The organism is Neobacillus drentensis (assembly GCF_036966985.1).
Lineage (GTDB): Bacteria > Bacillota > Bacilli > Bacillales > Cytobacillaceae > Neobacillus > Neobacillus drentensis_E.
In genome coordinates, this window is record NZ_JBALSN010000581.1 from 1 (window position 1) to 1,818 (window position 1,818).

A 1,818-nucleotide genomic window follows, 5' to 3' on the forward strand; every position below is an offset into this window, starting at 1 on the left:
GTACAAACTTCTGGTTTAACATCTGGTGATAATGGATATTGCATTTAAGATTCCCCCATTTTTTATTTTCTTATATGTAAATTGCAAGAAATGTGCCAGATGAAATAATGAGAGAAATCGTTGTGAATGGAGCGAGATACTATTTAATTGGGAATATTGTATGCATAGATGAATAATTCAAAAGACTATAGGTTGACTATTCACGACCCCCTTTGAGAATAATTTAAAAAATATATAGTTTGGCACGGAATTTGCAAGTATATATTTGAATTTTCAAAAAAGTAAGGGGGAATAAAAAATTTTCAGAAGACAAAGGGGTTATTTCTTTTATGAAAGCGTTTTAATCAAAAAGGAGGTATGATATGTGGAGAATGGCGTAAAGCTGAAAAGATCGTTAAAGCTGTGGCAGGTCGTAATCATGGGGTTAGCTTATATGACACCTATGGTGGTATTTGACACATTTGGAATTGTTTCGGGTGTAACCGAGGGGCATGTACCAACAGCCTATATTATTGCATTGATTGGGATGCTGTTTACTGCGTCAAGTTACGGGAAACTTGTTAAGGTTTTCCCACAAGCTGGCTCAGCCTATACGTATACCCAAAAAGCGATGAACAGGCATCTAGGTTTTCTAGTTGGATGGTCTTCGCTGCTTGATTATTTGTTTTTGCCAATGGTAAACGCTTTGTTAACAAAACTGTACCTCAATGCATTATTCCCATCTATGCCAGATATTATTTGGGTATTAGTGTTTGTAGGAATTGTTACATTCTTAAACCTGCGTAGCGTAAATGCCCTGGCAAATTTCAATACATTATTTGTTCTTGTTCAAATACTGATCATGGCAGTCTTCATTATTCTTGTTATTAAAGGTTTACATTCAGGAGAGGGAACAGGAACTGTTTTTAGCTTAAACCCATTTTTTGTTGAAGGCATGAACCTGCCAGTCCTTATTACCGGTGCAACGATTCTTTGCTTTTCTTTCCTGGGTTTTGATGCTGTTACAACATTGTCTGAAGAAACTCCCAATCCGCAAAAGACGATCCCAAAAGCAATAATGCTTACCGCTTTATGGGGAGGGGTTATTTTTATTACCACATCGTTTTTTATTCAATCCTATTTTCCAGATATATCTAGATTTAAAGAACCTGATGCCGCCCTTCCAGAAATAGCTCTATATGTAGGTGGAAAACTGTTCCAATCGATTTTCTTATGTACAACCTTTGTTAATACACTAGCCTCCGGACTTGCATCACATGCTAGTGTTTCCCGACTCTTGTATGTTATGGGGCGTGATAAGGTATTCCCGGAAAAATGGTTTGGATACGTTCATCCAAAATGGCGGACACCTGCAATTAATGTTTTAGTGGTGGGTGCCATCTCATTGTCAGCCTGGTTCTTCGATCTAGTTACGGCAACTTCGTTAATTAATTTTGGTGCGTTAATGGCCTTTACGTTTGTCAATCTTTCTGTTATTAGTCACTTTGCCGTTCGTCAAAAGATGCACAGGACACCTAGAGGTTTTTTTGATTACGTTATAATGCCTTTAATTGGTGCGGGAGCGGTTGGAATGCTTTGGATTAATCTAGAGGTTAGTTCCTTGATTATGGGAATTCTTTGGTTCATTGTTGGATTTACTTACTTACTATTTCTAACAAAGGCATTCCGAATAGCGCCACCCCAATATAAAGCGGAGGAAGCATAAACGAATAATCTTTTATGAAAGCAGTGGATTCTTCGATTTGTAAAGGGTTCCGTTTTCGGGAAGACACAAGAATTGACGTATGAATTGGCATACGTCTTTTTCTTTATTTATCA

The 1,818-nt window shown here is 37.5% G+C and carries 1 protein-coding gene; it reads left to right on the top strand.

Translation table 11 applies throughout. From position 1 onward, the window contains the following. Positions 1 to 364: 364 nt before the first annotated feature. Complete coding sequence (locus V7659_RS28325; RefSeq protein WP_335543395.1) at positions 365 to 1,705, top strand: APC family permease; 1,341 nt, start codon at positions 365 to 367, stop codon at positions 1,703 to 1,705. Positions 1,706 to 1,818: the final 113 nt, after the last annotated feature.